The following is a 16,181-nucleotide window of genomic DNA, read 5'->3' on the forward strand; positions in this document are numbered from 1 at the left end:
CAGGGCCTGCTGGGCCCGGTCAGGACGCGATGCGCTCCCACACCGCGTCGGCGGACCGCAGGGTGTCCTCGAGCGATCCGGTCGCGTCGACGACGTGGTCGGCGAGGGCGAGCCGCTCGGCGTCCGACGCCTGGGCCGCCACGCGTCGCTCGGCCTCGTCACGCGGCATGCTCCGGTGCTCGACGAGTCGTCCGACCCGCTGCGCCGCAGGGGCATCCACGACGACGACCGCGTCGAACCGGATCGGCCGACTCCCCCGGGCCTCGGCGAGGAGCGGGACGTCGTAGACGACGACGGCTTCCGGATCAGCGGCCTCGGCGGCGTCGAACGCTCCCCGTGCGAGCCGCCACACCTCCGGGTGGGTGATCCCCTCGAGGTCCTTCCGCGCCGAGGCGTCGGAGAAGACGATGCTGCCCAGGGCGGCCCGGTCGAGCGCGCCGTCGGGGGCGAGCACGCCCGTCCCGAACCGTTCCACGACACGGGCGAGCCCGGGGCTGCCCGGAGCGACCGCCTGCCGCGCGAGCTGGTCGGCGTCGACGACGACCGCGCCGTGCTCCGCCCAGCGACGGGAGACGGTGGACTTGCCCGCGGCGATGCCGCCTGTCAGACCGATGATGCGCACGGGTCCAGGCTACCGAGGACGTCGTGGAACGCCGGAAGCCCGGCACCCCGTCAGGGGTACCGGGCTTCCGGGACGTGCGACCCGCTCGATCAGTTGTTCGAGCTGAGCTTCTCGCGGAGCGCCGCGAGCGAGGCGTCGTCGGCCAGGGTGCCCTGACCGTTCGACTCGCTCGAGAAGGTCGACGAGGACGAGGACGAGCTCGAGGCCGAGGCGGGGAGGTCGAAGCCACCCTTCTCCTCGTCCGCGATGGTCTTCGCGACCTGCGCCTTGTGGGCCTCCCAGCGCGACTGGGCGGCCGCGTACTGGCCCTCCCACTCGGTGCGCTGGGTGTCGTAGCCCTCGAGCCACTCGTTGGTCTCCGGGTCGAAGCCCTCGGGGTACTTGTAGTTGCCCTGGTCGTCGTACTCGGTCGGCATGCCGTAGAGCGCCGGGTCGAACTCGGTGCCCTCCGGGTCCACGCCCTCGTTCGCCTGCTTGAGGCTGAGCGAGATGCGACGACGGTCGAGGTCGATGTCGATGATCTTGACGAAGACCTCGTCACCGACGGAGACGACCTGCTCGGCGAGCTCGACGTGCTTGTTCGAGAGCTCCGAGATGTGGACGAGACCCTCGATGCCGTCGGCGACGCGGACGAAGGCACCGAACGGCACGAGCTTCGTGACCTTGCCCGGTGCGATCTGACCGATCGCGTGGGTGCGGGCGAAGACCTGCCACGGGTCCTCCTGCGTGGCCTTGAGCGAGAGCGACACGCGCTCGCGGTCCAGGTCCACCTCGAGGATCTCGACGGTGACTTCCTGACCGACCTCGACGACCTCGCTGGCGTGCTCGATGTGCTTCCAGGAGAGCTCGGAGACGTGGACGAGACCGTCGACGCCGCCCAGGTCGACGAACGCACCGAAGTTGACGATCGACGACACGATGCCCTTGCGGACCTGGCCCTTGTGGAGGTTGTTGAGGAAGGTGGTGCGCGACTCGGACTGCGTCTGCTCGAGCAGGGCGCGGCGCGAGAGGACCACGTTGTTGCGGTTCTTGTCGAGCTCCAGGATCTTCGCCTCGAGCTCCTGGCCCAGGTACGGGGTCAGGTCGCGGACGCGACGCAGCTCGATGAGCGAGGCCGGGAGGAAGCCACGGAGGCCGATGTCGACGATGAGACCGCCCTTGACGACCTCGATGACCGTGCCGGTCACGACGCCGTCGGACTCCTTGATCTTCTCGACGTCGCCCCACGCACGCTCGTACTGCGCACGCTTCTTCGACAGGATGAGGCGGCCTTCCTTGTCCTCCTTCTGGAGGACCAGGGCCTCGACCTCGTCGCCGACCTCGACGACCTCGTTGGGGTCGACGTCGTGCTTGATCGAGAGCTCGCGCGAGGGGATGACACCCTCGGTCTTGTAGCCGACGTCGAGGAGGACCTCGTCGCGGTCGATCTTCACGACGGTTCCGGAGATCAGATCGCCGTCGTTGAAGAACTTGAGGGTCTTCTCGACCTCGGCCAGGAAGTCATCAGCCGAGCCGATGTCGTTGATGGCGACCTGCTTGGGAGCCTTGGTCGTGGTGGTTGTCATGTAGAGATTGCTCCGAACGGACATGAGTCGGGCCGTGACGGCGAGGGAGCGACCCCCTGGTCCGCACCGAACGTCGGTGCGAGCCGTCATGGCAGTGGTTGGTTGGCGCGGATTGCGCCGATTGAGTCTAGCCGCAGGGCCGCGGGCCCCACAACCGGGCGTGTCGCGTGTCGCGGGGTGACCGGAGGACGGACGGGAGGCACGCGGCGACCCCGCCACGCGCCTCCCGTCCGTCGACCCGTCACGCCGTCAGTCGAGCAGCGCGCTCCGGAGCGTGTCCAGGCCGACCCCGCCGAGTGCGAGCGCCCGGTGGTGGAAGGCCTTCAGGTCGAACGCAGCGCCCTCGCGTGCGGCCAGCTCGTCGCGGATCGACTCCCAGACGCGCTGCCCGACCTTGTAGGACGGCGCCTGCCCCGGCCACCCGAAGTACCGGGCGACCTCGAACTGCACGAACTCCGGCGCCATGTTGACGTTCCGGCCCATGAAGTCGAGCGCGTACTCCCACGTCCAGCCACCGCCGTCGGGGTTGGTCTTCTGCAGGTGCACACCGATGTCGAGCACCACGCGGGCCGCCCGCATCCGCTGGCCGTCGAGCATGCCGAGGCGGTCCCCGTCGTCGTCGAGGAACCCGAGCTGCTCCATGAGCCGCTCGGCGTAGAGGGCCCAGCCCTCGACGTGCCCGGACGGTCCGGCCAGCTGCCGACGCCACGTGTTGAGCTCCCCGCGGTTGTAGACCGCCTGGCTGATCTGCAGGTGGTGACCGGGCACGCCCTCGTGGTAGACCGTCGTCTTCTCACGCCACGTGCCGAACTCCGTGACGCCCTGCGGCACCGACCACCACATCCTGCCCGCACGCGAGAAGTCGTCGGAGGGGCCGGTGTAGTAGATCCCACCCTCCTGCGTCGGGGCGATCCGGCACTCCAGGCGCTTGATCGGGTCGGCGATGTCGAAGTACTCCCCGTCCATCGCGCGGATCGACGCGTCACTGGTCTCCTGCATCCACCGCTGCAGGGCGTCGGTGCCGTGCAGGATGCGGGCGGGGTCGGCGTCGAGGACCTCGATCGCGCGCGCCACCGAGGCGCCGGACTCGATGCGGTCCGCGATGCGCTCCTGCTCGTCGCGCATCCGGGCGAGCTCCTCGATGCCCCACTCGTACGTCTCGTCGAGGTCGACGACGGCACCCAGGAAGCGTCGGGAGTGCAGCTCGTAGTCCTCGCGACCGACCGCGTCGACCGGGGTCGCCAGGGGCAGCAGCTCGTGCTCGAGGAAGCCGCCGAACGACCGGTACGCGGCCGCCGCGACCTCGGCGCCGCGTACCAGCTCGCCGCGGAGCGACTCGGGCAGCGGCGCGCCGCCCTCGAGCGCGGCGCCGTCGACGAGCTGGCGGAAGAACCCGTCCTCGGCACCGTTGCGCGCGGCCTGCTCAGCGATGAGTGCGACCTGGCGCGCGGCGGGCGTGACCTGCTCGCGCGTGCCCTGCAGCAGGGTCTCGCGGTAGCCCTCCAGGGCGTCCGGCAGCGCGTGCAGGCGCCCCGCGACGTCCTGCCAGTCGTCGGTGGTCGCGGTCGGCATCAGGTCGAGGACGTCGCGGAACTCCTGCGCGGGGCTCGCGATCACGTTGAGGTCCCGCAGGTGCAGCTTCCGCTCGTGCGACTCCACGACCAGGTCGAGCTCCGCTCCGAGGTCGGTCTTCGTCACCCGGTCGACGTCGTCCGTCGACTCGGCGGCGTCGAGGGCCCGGCGCGCGGAACGTGCGGCGTCGGCGAGGGCGTCGGCGCCGACGGGCGAGGTGTCGCCGTAGCCGTCGGTGCGCCCGGGGACCCCGATGTACGTGGCGACGGTCGGGTCGAGGTCGACGAGGGTGGACACCCAGTCCTCGGCGACGCGGTCGACGGCGGACGGCTGGCGGACGGGTCGGTCTTCGCTCATGCCCCGACCCTACCGAGCGCCTCGGCGCGCGGAGCTGCGGACGGCGGGACGGGGGCGTCGACACGAGACGCCCTCCGGTGAGCGAGACGCCGCCGGATCTGGCGGCGTCTCGACGCAACCGCGGCGTCTCGACGCGACCGCGGCGCGCGAGCTGTCTGGACGACGGACGGGAGGCACGGTGCCAGCCGGCACCGCGCCTCCCGTCCGTGACGTGCTCGCAACGCGACCCGCGCGCGTCAGTGCGCCGCGGACTCCCAGTTCGGGCCGACGCCGACCGACACGTCGAGCGGGACGCTCAGCTCGGCAGCCGCGCCCATCCGGGTGCGCAGGATCTCCTCGACGCGCTCCTGCTCGCCGGGAGCGACCTCGAGGATGAGCTCGTCGTGCACCTGGAGCAGCAGGTGCGACTCGAGCGATCCCTCGCGGAGGTCCTCGTCGACGCCGAGCATCGCGATCTTCATGATGTCGGCGGCCGACCCCTGGATCGGCGCGTTCAGCGCGGCGCGCTCGGCGTTCTCGCGGAGGACGCGGTTCGGGCTCTTCAGGTCCGGGAACGGACGCCGGCGACCGAAGATCGTCTCGGTGTAGCCGTCCTCACGGGCCTGCTCGACGACGCCCCGGAGGTAGTCGCGCACCGCACCGAAGCGGGCGAAGTACTCGTTCATGAGCGTGCGCGCCTCGGACTGCTCGATGCGGAGCTGCTTCGACAGGCCGAACGGGCTGAGGCCGTAGGCCAGGCCGTACGACATCGCCTTCACCTTCGTGCGCATCTCGGGCGTGACGTCCGCCGGCTCGACCGAGAACACCCGGGCACCGACGAAGCGGTGCAGGTCCTCGCCCTCGTTGAACGCCTGGATGAGCCCCGGGTCGCCGGACAGGTGCGCCATGATGCGCATCTCGATCTGCGAGTAGTCGGCGGTCACGAGCGTCGTGTACGGCTCGGCGACCGCGAAGGCCGACCGGATGCGGCGACCCACGGCGGTCTTGACCGGGATGTTCTGCAGGTTGGGGTCCGTCGACGAGACCCGGCCGGTGCTCGTGCCGGTCTGCTCGTAGCGGGTGTGGATGCGTCCGTCGACGACCGCGGCGTCGAGCGTGTCGACGATCTGCCGGAGCTTCGTGGCGTCGCGGTGCTGCAGCAGCAGTCCGAGGAACGGGTGCGGGTGCTGCTCCTGCAGGTCGGCCAGGCTCGCCGCGTCGGTCGAGAAGCCGGTCTTCGTCTTGCGGGTCTTCGGCATCGCGAGCTCGGTGAACAGGACCTCCTGCAGCTGCTTCGGCGAGCCGAGGTTCACCTCGTGGCCGATCTCGGCGAAGGCCTGCTGCGCGAGCTCGGCGGCGCGCTCCCCCAGGTCGTGCGACAGCCCGGTCAGGACCGGGCGGTCGATACCGACGCCGATGGTCTCCATGCCCGCCAGCACCGGGACGAGCGGCAGCTCGATCGTGTCGAGCACCCGCAGCGAGGACTCGTCGACGCGGGAGCGCAGCGCGGTGTCGACCCGCAGGACGTACCAGGCGTGCACGCCGACGTTGACCGGTTCGGTCTCGGGGACGAGCTGGTTCGGGTCGGCGGTCGGCAGCTCCTCGCCGAGTTCCTGGTACACGAGGTCGGCGAGGGGCTGCCCCTGCTTGCCCGGCTGCGCGAGCCACCCGGTGATGCGGGCGTCCCCGGCGATGCCCCGCACCGTGATGCCGACCGTGCCGAGCGCCTTGATGGCGGCCTTGGCGTCGTGGAAGTGCTTCGGGGCGTCGGAGGCGAACCACGCGGCGAGCTGCTCGTAGTCCTTCGCGCCGCTGCCGCCGGGCACCAGGACGGCGTCGTCGTGGGTCGCGATGCCGATCGCGCTGAGCCGGCCGTCGATGACCTCGACCGCGACGCCGAACCCGTTCTCGGCGTCGTTCGCACCCTTGCGCTCGAGCCAGTACCCGAGCTCTTCGTCGATGACCGTGGTGACCTTCGGCGGGGTCGGCGCGCCGCTGTCGACCGAGCCGGGAGCATCGCTCGCCTCGCTCGGCTCACCGGTACCGGCGACCTTGAAGACCCGGTCGAGCAGCGTGCGGAACTGCAGCTTGGCGAAGAGGTCGCGGACGGCCTGCTCGTCCAGCGGGCGGAGGGCGACGTCGGCCGGTCCGACGGGCAGCTCGACGTCGTTCACGAGCCGGTTCAGCCTGCGGTTCCGGATCGCCCGGTCCTTCTGCTCGCGGAGGTTGTTCCCGACGACGCCCTTGATCTCGTCGGCGTGCTCGAGGACACCGTCGAGGGAGCCGTACGCGGTCACCCACTTGACCGCGGTCTTCTCTCCGACCTTGTCGATGCCGATCAGGTTGTCGCTGGTCTCCCCCACGAGCGCCGCGATGTCCGGGTACTGGTGCGGCTCGATGCCGTACCGCTCGTACACCTTGTCGCGGTCGTAGCGCGTGAGCTCGGAGACGCCGCGGACCGACGGGTACAGCAGCGTGACGTCGTCGTTGACGAGCTGGATCGAGTCGCGGTCACCCGAGACCACGTACACCTGGTACCCCTGCTCGGCACCCTGTCGCGCGAAGGTGGCGAGGATGTCGTCGGCCTCGTAGTCCTCCTTCGTCACCGTCGTGATGCCCATCGCCTCGAGCGCCTGCTGCAGGAGCGGGATCTGGCCCTTGAACTCGGGCGGGGTCTCCGAGCGGGTGCCCTTGTAGTCCTCGTACTCGCGGGTGCGGAAGGAGAAGCGGGAGATGTCGAACGCGACCGCCAGGTGGGTCGGCTTCTCGCGCTGCAGGAGCATGAGCAGCATCGAGATGAAGCCGTGGATGGCGTTCGTGTGCTGCCCCTCGCGGTTCACGAAGCTGTCGACCGGCAGTGCGTAGAAGGCCCGGAAGGCGAGCGAGTGGCCATCGATGACCATGAGGGTAGGCTTTGCGGAGTCCGACACCCGGACAGCCTACCGACGCCATCCGACACGGGAGTCCGCGAGCGTGACCGACGACGTGACCCACGAACCGACCGCCTCCGGAGCCGTCGACGAGCGACTCTCCGACCGCGGCACGGGCGAGCTCGCCACGAAGATGGGCATGGAGATCACCGAGCTGAGCGCGGAGCGTGCCGTCGGGTCGATCCCCGTCGAGGGCAACCGCCAGCCGGTCGGGCTGCTGCACGGCGGAGCGTACGTCGTGCTCGCCGAGAGCCTCGGGTCGATGGCTGCGAACGTGCACGCCGGGCCCGGCCGCTACGCGGTCGGCATCGAGCTCAGTGCGTCGCACTCCCGCAGTGCGACGAGCGGCCGGGTCACGGGGACCTGCACGGCGATCCACCTCGGCGGCACGCTCACCACGCACGAGATCGTGCTCACCGACGACGAGGGCCGACGCTGCTCCACCGTGCGGATCACGAACATGATCCGCGAGCGGCGCTAGCGGTTCAGTCCTCGGGCGGTCGCTGCAGCAGCAGGCGGGCATCGCCGAACCCGAGCCGACGGTAGAGCGTCTCACCGGCGACGCTGGAGTGCACCGCGGTGCGCTCCGCGCCGAGTTCGTCGGCGATGTCGAGCAGGGCCGTGACCAGGCGTCCGGCGACGCCCCCGCCGCGCAGGTCGGGGTGCACGTAGACGGTCTGCAATTCGGCGGTCACGCGTCCGCGCGGCCGGTGCGGCGCCGGCGGCCGCGGGTGCACGGCGAGCCACGCCATCCCCAGCACCTCCCCGACGCGCTCCGCGACCACGCACCGGTGCGAGTCGGCGTGCTCGGCGGCGAAGGCCGACATTGCCTCGCGGTACTCGTCGGGCGTCACCGTGGGCACGGCGCCGTCTTCCTCGACGCTCCACCGCCAACGCAGGTCGGCCACCGTCGGCATGTCCTCCGGCCGGGAGGCACGGATCACCACGTCGTCCATGCCCCCACCCTGCCACGTGGCGCGGCTGCGGCGGGGCCGACCCGCGCCTCCCGTCCGGCGCTCTGCCGCGGCCCTGCCGCTGCACGCGGTCTCCGACACGGAACGCGTCGTTCGACAGGTGCGGTGTCGCACGATGCGCGCGCACCCGGTGCAGGCGCATCCTCCGACGTTGCACGTGACGATCGACCGGCGCGATGTCGGCCCGTACCCGTGCACCGACGTCCGCGTGAGCGAGCGGGTGCTCGTTACTTCTTGGCGCTGAGCTGCTCGATGATCGCCTTCGCGACGTCGTGCATCGTCAGACGACGATCCATCGACGCCTTCTGGATCCAGCGGAACGCCTCGGGCTCGGTGAGGCCCATCTTCTCGTTGAGCAGGCCCTTGGCGCGGTCGACGAGCTTGCGGGTCTCGAACCGCTCGACGAGGTCGGCGACCTCGGCCTCGAGCGTGATGATCTGCTGGTGACGCGAGAGGGCGATCTCGATCGCGGGGAGCAGGTCGTTCGGGGTGAAGGGCTTCACGACGTAGGCCAGGGCACCGGCTTCGGTCGCGCGCTCGACGAGGTCCTTCTGGCTGAACGCCGTGAGGAGGACCACCGGAGCGATGTGGTTCTTGGAGAGCTTCTCGGCAGCGGAGATGCCGTCGAGCTGGGGCATCTTGACGTCCATGACGACGAGGTCCGGGCGCAGGTCGGTCGCGAGCTGGACGGCGGTCTCACCGTCGCCGGCTTCCCCGACCACGTCGAACCCGTTGTCGCGGAGGATCTCGACGATGTCGAGACGGATGAGCGACTCGTCCTCGGCGACGACGACGCGACGCGGTGCTGCGGGGGTTGCTTCTGTGTCACTCACGACCGAGAGCCTACTAGACGGAGCGCGTGGCTTCCGTCAGCTGTGGATGCGCGGTTCGACGAACTTCTGTACGAGTGGCGGGACGCTCGGTGCGCCCAGCCCCGCACGCCGTGAGCGACCTTGTACGAGTGGCGGGACGCTCGGTGCGCCCGGCCCCGCACGCCGTGAGCGACCTCGTACGAGTGGCGGGACGCTCGGTGCGCCCAGCCCCGCACGCCGTGAGCGACCTCGTACGAGTGGCGGGACGCTCGGTGCGCCCAGCCCCGCACGCCGTGAGCGACCTTGTACGAGTGGCGGGACTCGAACCCGCACGCCGTGAGGCAGAGCATTTTGAGTGCCCCGTGTCTACCGTTCCACCACACTCGCGAGGGCTCCAGGCTAGCAGGGCCCGGCCCCGCCCCCGGTCCTCACACCGGGGCGAGCGGTTGCAGCGCTCCCTCGGGCAGCTCGACCCGGACGGCGTCGCCCGCGCGGACGACGCCCCCCGTCACGACGACGCCCATCACGCCGCCCTTGCGCTCCACGGTGCCGTCCTCCGCCCGGCCGAGGACCGCGCGCAGCAGCCCCGGGTCGAAGTCGTTGATCTGCTGGCACGGGTTCCGGAGCCCGGTCACGCGCACACAGGCCGCGTCACCGAGGTGGAGCAGGGCCCCGGTCGGCAGTCCGAGCAGGTCGACGCCGCGGGTCGTGACGTTCTCCCCCATGTCCCCCGGCACGACGGTGTGCCCGGAGGCGGCGACCTCGTCGAACACCTCGGCGTGGAGCAGGTGGACCTGCCGCAGGTTCGGCTGTGACGGGTCCCTGGCGACGCGGGAGCGGTGCTGCACGGCCGTCCCGGCGTGCGCGTCGCCGTCGACGCCCCACCCCGCGACGAGGGTGATCTCCTCGACGACGGGCTTGCTGAAGCGGTGCTCGGCGTCGCGGCTCACCGCGACGATCCGTCCGTTCTCCTGATGAGCGCTCACGTCCCCATCGTGGCAGACACCGGGGCCGGAGCGACACCCCGGTCGGCGCCCGACCCGGGGTCGACGGCGCGGGTCGCGCGGGGCAGGCGGAGCACGAACCGCGCGCCGCCGAGCGTCCCGTCGTCGTCGTGGACGAGCGTGCCACCGTGGGCGACCGCGATGCCGCGGGCGATCGGCAGGCCGAGTCCGGCACCACCCGACCGGACGTCCCGCGACTCCCCCAGTCGGACGAGCCGGTCGAACACGCGCTCCCGGTCGCCGACGGGGATGCCGGGCCCGTCGTCCTCGACCACGAGCGTCGCCTCGTCGGCGTCCGTGCCGAGGGTCAGCCGCACCGTCCCCGTCCCGCCCGTGGCCCGCGCCGCGTTGTCGACGAGGTTGCCGAGCACCTGCGCGAGTCGGTCGGCGTCGACCTCGACCGGGACGGGCTCGGTCGGGAGTCCGGGGTGCATGGTGATCCCCGGCAGCCGGAGCTCGAGCCGGTCGACCTCGGCGCGCAGCCACGGGACGAGGTCGGTCGGCCGCCGGTCGAGCGCGATCCCCCGGTCGAGTCGCGCCATCGTGAGCATGTCGTCGACGAGGCGCGCCGCGCGGTCGGCCTGGCGGACGACGTGCACCGCGAGCACCTCGGTCGTCGCCGGGTCGTCGCCACCGCTCCGGACCAGCGTGTCCGCCGCTGCGCGGACGCCGGCGACGGGCGTGCGGAGCTCGTGTGCGGCGTCCGACAGGAAGCCCCGGACCCGTTCCTCAGCGGCCACGGCCTGCGCCTCGGCACCCTCGACGGCGTCGAGCATCTCGTCGAACGCGGCGGCGACGCGGCCGATCTCGGTGTCCGTCCTGGCAGGGCGCAACCGCCGACCACGGTCACCGTCGGCGATCGATCGGGCCGTCGCGGTGACCTCGTCGAGCGGACGCAGCGCGCGCCGCACGACCAGGACCACTCCGACGACGGCGACACCCAGGAACACCGCGGACGCACCGCCCATCACCCAGCCGAGCTGCGTCAGGGTCTCCTGCACGTCGCGGGTGCCGGCGGTCAGCGTGATGCGTGTGCCGTCGTCGAGGACGGACCGGAGTGTGAGCACGCCGTCGTCCTCACTGGCACGCGACGACACCACCGTCGCACCGGAGGACGCCGATGCACCGGAGGACGCCGTCGCACCGGAGGACGCCGACGCACCCGACGACGCCGTCGCACCGGACGACGCCGTTGCACCGGCGTCGGCAGCCCCGGTCGAGCCGCTGGAGGACGACCGGTCGCGAGGCGCCGGACCCGGGAGCTGCCCGGGGTCGGGCGGTCCGGAGCGCAGCTGGTCGGGTGTCGGCCCGGCCTCGACCGCGGCGCCGTCGGGCTGCACGATCCGCACCGAGAGGCCCTGCGCCGACAAGCGGTCGGCGAGGTCGTCCGCGTCGAGCACCCCCACGAGTGCGGCAGCGGCGGCAGCCCGGTCCCGCAGTCGGTCCTCGACCTGTGCACGCAGTCGCGCGCCGAGCACCGCCTCGACCGCGACGACGAGCCCGGCCAGCAGCACCGCGAGCAGCACGAGCACCGCGACCACGGTCCGCAGTCGCAGCGAGGACGTGCGCAGCCGTCGGTCGACCGCGGTCACGCCGCGCCCCGGTCGACGGAGAGCCGGTACCCGAGCCCGCGGACCGTGTGCACGAGCCGGGGACCGTGCACCTCCATCTTGCGGCGGAGTGCGCTGAGGTGGACCTCGACCAGGTTCGGCGCGATGTCCTCGTAGCCCCACACCTGCGTCGTGATCTGCCCCTTGGAGACGGTCCGGCCACGGCTCTCGGCGAGGAACCGCAGCAGCCGGAACTCGGTGGCCGTCAGGTCGAGCAGGACGCCGGCGCGTCGCACGGTCGCGCCCTCCGGGTCGAGCACGAGGTCGCCGACCTCGATCACCGACGGGACCCGACCGCGGCGGCGGAGCACGGCCGTGACGCGTGCCACGAGCTCGGCCATCGCGAACGGCTTCACCACGTAGTCGTCGGCCCCCTCGGCGAAGCCGCGCAGCCGGTCGTCGAGCTCGTCGCGGGCGGTCATCATCACGACGGCGGCGTCCGACCGCGTCCGGATCCGTGCCGCGAGCAGGATGCCGCTCGGTCCGGGCAGCATCCAGTCCAGCAGGACGAGGTCGGGAGCGGCGCGGTCGAGGTCCTCGGCGATCGCCCGGCCGTCGGTGGCCTCGGTCACGACGAACCCCTCGGCGCGCAGGGTCGCGGCCACGGCGGTGCGGAGGGAGTCGTCGTCCTCGACCACCAGGACACGTGCGGGTGCGTTCACGGCGGACACGGTAGGTGGGCACTGCCCGCAAGCAGCATGGAGGACGCTGGACGAAGCCTGTGCTTCAGTCCTGCTTCAGGTTCGAGCTCGACCGTCGTCCTCGTCGCCGGACCGCCCCGGTCCGCCGACACCGACACGGAAGGCACACCATGCAGGACGAACGACACGACCAGCCCGTCACCGCGCCCGACCGCCGTCGGCGCACCCTGCGTCGCGTGGGGATCGGTTCCGCGGCCGCCGCGGCGCTGCTCCTCGGCGGGCTCGGCGTCACCGCTGCCGTCGCGGACGGCTCCGGCGCACCGAGTGCCACGAGCGCACCGACGGGAGCGCCGAGCGGCGCACCGAGTGGTGCACCCTCCGGTGCTCCCACGCCGGGCACGAAGGGTGCCCCCGGTCCCGGCGCGAAGGGCGCGGAGGGCGCCGCTCCGGCTCCGGGCTGCGTGGCAGCTCCGCCCGCGGCCGGCGACGCCCCGAAGCCGAAGGACGGCGCCGTCCCCGCCCCGCCGGAGGGCGCGGACGCCCCGAAGCCGCCCACGGGCTCCGACGCGCCGAAGCCGAAGGACGGGAACGCGCCGAAGCCGGAGGAGAGCGACGCACCCACGCCGCCGAAGGGCACGGACGCCCCGGAGCCGCCGCAGCCGGACCGGGACGGCGGCACGGACGGCTCTGCCACCCCGGCACCGACCTCCGGGTCCTGAGCGGGACGACCCGGTGCGGGAGGCGCGCGTCGTCGGCCGGACGGTCGACGCGTGGCGCGCCTCCCGGCCGGGCCGGGTCGCCCGTCACGATCCGTCGAGCGCCTCGATCGCCGCCACCAGGGCCGACCGACGCGGCGACCGCGGCGGCAGGACCGCGAGCAGCGCGCGCAGCACCTGCGCGTCGGCGGCGCCGTCCGCCGTCCGCGCCCACGCCTGGAGCGCCTCGACGCCGCCGTCGGCGACGAGCGCCTCACGGAACCGCGTCCTGACCCGGTCGCGCAGGTCGTCGACGCCCGGCGAGACGGAACCGGGCAGGACCGGGCCGACGTACCGGTCGACGGCCTGGAGGCGCGCCCCGCGGTCGAGCGCGGACAGGACGGAGTCGACGTCCGTCCGCAGCCCCTGGAGTCGGTACGGTCGCGAGGTCACCGTCGCACCGGGGGCGTGCGCCGCGAGCACGCGACGCAGGCGCACCACCTCGGCACGGAGCGTGGTGACGGCACCGCGGTCGCCGTACACGGCGACCGCCAGGTCCGCCGCCGCGAGGCCGCCGGGCGTCGATGCGAGCACCGCGAGGATCTCCGAGTGCCGTTCCGACAGCCGGACCGTGCGCCCGTCGGAGGTCAGTGTCGCGGTGTCCGAGCCGAGGAGGGCCAGTCCGACGGCCGGACACGGCGCACCGCGGCCGCGTCCACGGGGCACGTCCCCGGTCGGTCCGGGGGTGCGGAGGCCCTGCACCGCCCGGAGTGCCAGTTCCGCCTCGGCCACCGCGGCCGTGGCGACGAGGAGCGGCAGGGTGTGGCGTTCGACCGCGCGCGCGTCGCCGGTGATGTCGAGCGCCCCGACGACGGCGCCGGTCGGGTCGTGGAGCGGCACCGCCGTGCACGAGAAGGCCTTGACGGCGGTCGCCCAGTGCTCGTCCGCGTGGATCTGCACCGCCCGGTCGAGCCGCAGGGCCGTACCGGGCGCGCTCGTGCCGGCGCGCTCCTCCGCCCAGTCCGCACCCGGCAGGAAGCCCATGTCCTCGGCTGCGCTGCGGGCGGGACGCGCGCCGTCGACCCAGACGAGACGCCCGGCGGCGTCGGTGACGGCGACGACGCACCCCGCGGACCGCACGTCGTCGAGCAGCAGCCGCCGCACCACGGGCAGTGTTGTCCCGAGCGGCCCGTGGCGGCGGAGCGCGTCGAGCTCGTCGGGCCCCAGCGCCAGCGACGGCCGGTCGTCCGGGTCGACCCGGGCACAACGACGCCAGGACGCGGCGACGAGCGGACGGAGCCCCGCGGGTGCGCGCATCGGGCCTCCTCGTGACGAGACGTCCGCCGCGTCGTCGCGGTCGACGGGGTCAGCCTACGTCCGGTGGTCCGCGGGGACCAGACCGAGGTCGTCGAGCTCGTCGTCGGTGAGCATGCGCGACCGCGTGAGGAACCGCTTGCCCTCCGGCACCTCGAGCGAGAAGCCCGCGCCCCGACCGTCGACCACGTCGATCGTCAGGTGCGTGTACTTCCAGTACTCGAACTGCGCGCGTGACATCCAGACCTCGACGGGGCCGGCACCGTCGACGTCGAGCGCGCCGAGGAGCACGTCGGCCGGCCCCGTCCGGAACATCCCGACCGGGTAGCACATCGGGCTCGACCCGTCGCAGCAGCCGCCGGACTGGTGGAACATGAGCGGCCCGTGCCGGGCGGCGAGGGAGCGCAGGAGCTCCCCCGCCGCCGGCGTCACCGCGACGCGCGCCGCGGCCGGGCGGTCCGGGTCGGGCATCAGAAGAAGCCCATCGGACCGTCGGCGTACGACACGAGCAGGTTCTTCGTCTGCTGGTAGTGCTCGAGCATCATCTTGTGGTTCTCGCGCCCGATGCCGGACTGCTTGTACCCGCCGAAGGCCGCTCCGGCCGGGTACTGGTGGTAGGTGTTCGACCACACGCGACCGGCCTGGATGTCACGCCCGGCGCGGTAGAGCGTCGTCGCCTCGCGGCTCCAGACCCCGGCACCCAGCCCGTAGAGGGAGTCGTTGGCGATCCGGATGGCGTCGTCGTAGCCGTCGAAGCTGGTGAGCGCGAGCACGGGGCCGAAGATCTCCTCCTGGAAGATGCGCATGGCGTTGTCGCCCTCGAAGACGGTGGGCTGCACGTAGTAGCCGCCGGACAGGTCACCGCCGAGGTCCGCCCGCTCGCCGCCCGTCAGCAGCTTCGCCCCCTCCTGCTTCCCGATGTCGATGTAGCTCAGGATCTTCTCGAGCTGGTCGTTCGACGCCTGCGCACCGATCATCGTCGCCGGGTCCAGCGGGTGTCCCTGCTTGACCGCGCGCACCCGGTCGAGCCCGTCCGCGACGAACCCGTCGTAGATCTCGCGCGCCACCAACGCCCGGGACGGGCACGTGCAGACCTCGCCCTGGTTGAGGTTGAAGAACGCGAACCCCTCGAGGGCCTTGTCGTAGAAGGAGTCCCGCTCCTGCGCGACGTCGGCGAAGAACACGTTCGGGCTCTTCCCGCCGAGCTCGAGCGTCACCGGGATCAGGTTCTGCGAGGCGTACTGCATGATGAGCCGGCCGGTGGTGGTCTCCCCCGTGAAGGCGACCTTGCGGATGTCCGGGTGCTGGGCGAGCGGCGCGCCGACCTCGATGCCGAACCCGTTCACGACGTTGAGGACCCCGGCGGGCACGAGGTCGCGGATCAGTTCCACCAGCACGTGGATCGATGCCGGCGTCTGCTCCGCGGGCTTGAGCACGACGCAGTTGCCGGCGGCGAGGGCGGGCGCGAGCTTCCACACCGCCATGAGGATCGGGAAGTTCCACGGGATGATCTGCCCGACGACGCCGAGCGGTTCGTGGAAGTGGTAGGCGACGGTGTCGTGGTCGATCTCCCCCGTCGAGCCCTCCTGCGCGCGGATCGCCCCGGCGAAGTAGCGGAAGTGGTCGACGGCGAGCGGGATGTCCGCGCCGAGGGTCTCGCGGATCGGCTTGCCGTTCTCCCAGGTCTCGGCGACCGCGAGCTCCTCGAGGTGCGCCTCCATCCGGTCGGCGATCCGGTTGAGGATGCCGGCGCGCTCGGCGACGCTCGTGCGCGACCAGGCGGGGAAGGCCCTCCAGGCGGCCTCCACCGCCCGGTCGACGTCGGTCGAGTCCCCCCGGGCGACCTCGGTGAAGACCCTGCCCGTCACCGGCGTGGGGTTCTCGAAGTACCGGCCGCCGGCGGGCGGGACGTACTCGCCGCCGATGAAGTGGTCGTACCGGGAACGGTAGGAGACGAGCGCCCCGTCCTCGCCGGGTGCGGCGTAGGTCGATGGCGATGCTGCGATGGTCATGGTGGACACCTTTCGACGACGCTGTCGGTGGCGCTGGTCCAGCACCTGCGGCGACGGTACGACGCCGGGGGTTGCAAGCGATTGCGCCGGGTGG

Annotated in this window: 14 protein-coding genes and 1 tRNA gene; 2 read left to right on the top strand and 13 right to left on the bottom strand. The window is 72.3% G+C overall.

Annotation, left to right across the window (positions count from 1 at the left end; all coding sequences use genetic code 11):
- Window positions 1–19: 19 nt before the first annotated feature.
- From coaE to polA, 4 genes are all read right to left on the bottom strand, one after another.
- The gene (gene coaE / locus M3666_RS08765) at window positions 20–622 is read right to left on the bottom strand and encodes a dephospho-CoA kinase (RefSeq protein WP_251155016.1); all 603 of its coding nucleotides are present in this window, start codon (window positions 620–622) and stop codon (window positions 20–22) included.
- 89 nt (window positions 623–711) lie between these two features.
- Entirely contained in the window at window positions 712–2,187 is a 1,476-nt protein-coding gene (gene rpsA / locus M3666_RS08770; RefSeq protein ID WP_066654468.1) for a 30S ribosomal protein S1, read from the bottom strand.
- A gap of 249 nt (window positions 2,188–2,436) precedes the next feature.
- Window positions 2,437–4,116 (bottom strand): DUF885 domain-containing protein, encoded by a 1,680-nt coding sequence (locus M3666_RS08775; protein WP_066654471.1) that lies wholly within the window; start codon window positions 4,114–4,116, stop codon window positions 2,437–2,439.
- Between the two features lie 236 nt (window positions 4,117–4,352).
- Complete coding sequence (polA, locus tag M3666_RS08780) at window positions 4,353–7,025, bottom strand: DNA polymerase I (protein ID WP_251155017.1); 2,673 nt, start codon at window positions 7,023–7,025, stop codon at window positions 4,353–4,355.
- Between the two features lie 55 nt (window positions 7,026–7,080).
- Here polA and M3666_RS08785 point away from each other — a divergent pair, with 55 nt between their 5' ends.
- Window positions 7,081–7,506, top strand: a complete 426-nt coding sequence (locus M3666_RS08785; RefSeq protein WP_066658268.1) for a PaaI family thioesterase — start codon at window positions 7,081–7,083, stop codon at window positions 7,504–7,506.
- Window positions 7,507–7,510: 4 nt separating this feature from the next.
- Here M3666_RS08785 and M3666_RS08790 read toward each other — a convergent pair whose 3' ends face one another.
- The 6 genes from M3666_RS08790 to M3666_RS08815 all read right to left on the bottom strand — a co-directional run bounded on the left by M3666_RS08790 (window position 7,511) and on the right by M3666_RS08815 (window position 12,087).
- Window positions 7,511–7,981, bottom strand: coding sequence for a GNAT family N-acetyltransferase (locus M3666_RS08790; RefSeq protein ID WP_251155018.1), 471 nt, complete (start codon window positions 7,979–7,981; stop codon window positions 7,511–7,513).
- A gap of 245 nt (window positions 7,982–8,226) precedes the next feature.
- Complete coding sequence (locus M3666_RS08795; protein WP_022903868.1) at window positions 8,227–8,832, bottom strand: ANTAR domain-containing response regulator; 606 nt, start codon at window positions 8,830–8,832, stop codon at window positions 8,227–8,229.
- Between the two features lie 285 nt (window positions 8,833–9,117).
- Window positions 9,118–9,198: transfer RNA gene (locus tag M3666_RS08800), tRNA-Leu, on the bottom strand.
- A gap of 41 nt (window positions 9,199–9,239) precedes the next feature.
- Window positions 9,240–9,797, bottom strand: coding sequence for an MOSC domain-containing protein (locus tag M3666_RS08805; protein WP_251155019.1), 558 nt, complete (start codon window positions 9,795–9,797; stop codon window positions 9,240–9,242).
- The gene (locus M3666_RS08810; RefSeq protein WP_251155020.1) at window positions 9,794–11,407 is read right to left on the bottom strand and encodes a HAMP domain-containing sensor histidine kinase; all 1,614 of its coding nucleotides are present in this window, start codon (window positions 11,405–11,407) and stop codon (window positions 9,794–9,796) included. Before M3666_RS08810 ends, M3666_RS08805 begins: the two co-directional genes overlap by 4 nt.
- The gene (locus M3666_RS08815) at window positions 11,404–12,087 is read right to left on the bottom strand and encodes a response regulator transcription factor (RefSeq protein WP_235426333.1); all 684 of its coding nucleotides are present in this window, start codon (window positions 12,085–12,087) and stop codon (window positions 11,404–11,406) included. Before M3666_RS08815 ends, M3666_RS08810 begins: the two co-directional genes overlap by 4 nt.
- A gap of 149 nt (window positions 12,088–12,236) precedes the next feature.
- Between M3666_RS08815 and M3666_RS08820 the strand changes: the two genes are divergently transcribed.
- Window positions 12,237–12,785: a hypothetical protein gene (locus M3666_RS08820; protein ID WP_251155021.1), complete on the top strand. Its 549-nt coding sequence runs from the start codon at window positions 12,237–12,239 to the stop codon at window positions 12,783–12,785.
- An 84-nt stretch (window positions 12,786–12,869) separates the two neighbouring features.
- On the opposite strand, the gene M3666_RS08825 is transcribed toward M3666_RS08820, so the two are convergent.
- The 3 genes from M3666_RS08825 to M3666_RS08835 are packed head-to-tail and all read right to left on the bottom strand — an operon-like array spanning window position 12,870 to window position 16,087.
- Window positions 12,870–14,078 carry a GAF domain-containing protein gene (locus tag M3666_RS08825; RefSeq protein WP_251155022.1) on the bottom strand — a complete coding sequence of 403 codons (1,209 nt, stop codon included), beginning with the start codon at window positions 14,076–14,078 and terminating at the stop codon, window positions 12,870–12,872.
- 54 nt (window positions 14,079–14,132) lie between these two features.
- A complete protein-coding gene (locus M3666_RS08830; protein WP_251155023.1) occupies window positions 14,133–14,546 on the bottom strand; it encodes a DUF779 domain-containing protein in 414 nt (137 codons plus the stop codon).
- Window positions 14,546–16,087 (bottom strand): aldehyde dehydrogenase family protein, encoded by a 1,542-nt coding sequence (locus M3666_RS08835; RefSeq protein WP_066654488.1) that lies wholly within the window; start codon window positions 16,085–16,087, stop codon window positions 14,546–14,548. Before M3666_RS08835 ends, M3666_RS08830 begins: the two co-directional genes overlap by 1 nt.
- Window positions 16,088–16,181 lie beyond the last annotated feature (94 nt).

The organism is Curtobacterium sp. ODYSSEY 48 V2 (assembly GCF_023712625.1).
Lineage (GTDB): Bacteria > Actinomycetota > Actinomycetes > Actinomycetales > Microbacteriaceae > Curtobacterium.

Bases quoted from the DNA above. Each gene is read 5' to 3' on its own strand.
- M3666_RS08790 (WP_251155018.1), bottom strand. From the start codon at position 7,981: ATGGACGACGTGGTGATCCGTGCCTCCCGGCCGGAGGACATGCCGACG.
- M3666_RS08835 (WP_066654488.1), bottom strand. From the start codon at position 16,087: ATGACCATCGCAGCATCGCCATCGACCTACGCCGCACCCGGCGAGGAC.
- M3666_RS08825 (WP_251155022.1), bottom strand. From the start codon at position 14,078: ATGCGCGCACCCGCGGGGCTCCGTCCGCTCGTCGCCGCGTCCTGGCGT.
- M3666_RS08820 (WP_251155021.1), top strand. From the start codon at position 12,237: ATGCAGGACGAACGACACGACCAGCCCGTCACCGCGCCCGACCGCCGT.
- M3666_RS08830 (WP_251155023.1), bottom strand. From the start codon at position 14,546: ATGCCCGACCCGGACCGCCCGGCCGCGGCGCGCGTCGCGGTGACGCCG.
- M3666_RS08775 (WP_066654471.1), bottom strand. From the start codon at position 4,116: ATGAGCGAAGACCGACCCGTCCGCCAGCCGTCCGCCGTCGACCGCGTC.
- rpsA (WP_066654468.1), bottom strand. From the start codon at position 2,187: ATGACAACCACCACGACCAAGGCTCCCAAGCAGGTCGCCATCAACGAC.